Source organism: Azoarcus sp. TTM-91 (assembly GCF_012911025.1).
In the GTDB taxonomy this organism is placed as follows: Bacteria; Pseudomonadota; Gammaproteobacteria; order Burkholderiales; family Rhodocyclaceae; genus Azoarcus.
Genome location: NZ_WUEI01000330.1, coordinates 1 through 276, shown reverse-complemented (window position 1 = coordinate 276; position 276 = coordinate 1). Strand labels below are relative to the sequence as shown.

1 pseudogene is annotated in these 276 nt (G+C 77.9%); it reads right to left on the bottom strand.

Annotation, left to right across the window (positions count from 1 at the left end):
* Nucleotides 1-276 (bottom strand): annotated as a pseudogene (locus GRF61_RS24490) (chemotaxis protein CheA); the annotation flags it as partial.

Genomic DNA, 276 nt, shown 5'->3' with positions numbered 1-276 from the left:
GCGCAGCACGCCGGGCGCAAAGCGCAGCGACAAGTGCCAGGTGTCCGCCTGCACCCGCTCCAGCATGGCCTCGGCCGGAACCGGCGGGGAGGCCGCTGCGCAAGCCGCGGCAGGCTCGCCGGCGGCCACGCCCGCGGCGGCCTCGCCCGCGGCGGCCTCGCCCAGCGCCACTTGCAGGCGGGCGAGCAGGGCGTCGCCATGCGGGGCCAGCACGGCCTCGCCGCCATCGTCCTCCAGCGCCCGGCCGACCAGATCCTCGATGTGGTCACGGCACTC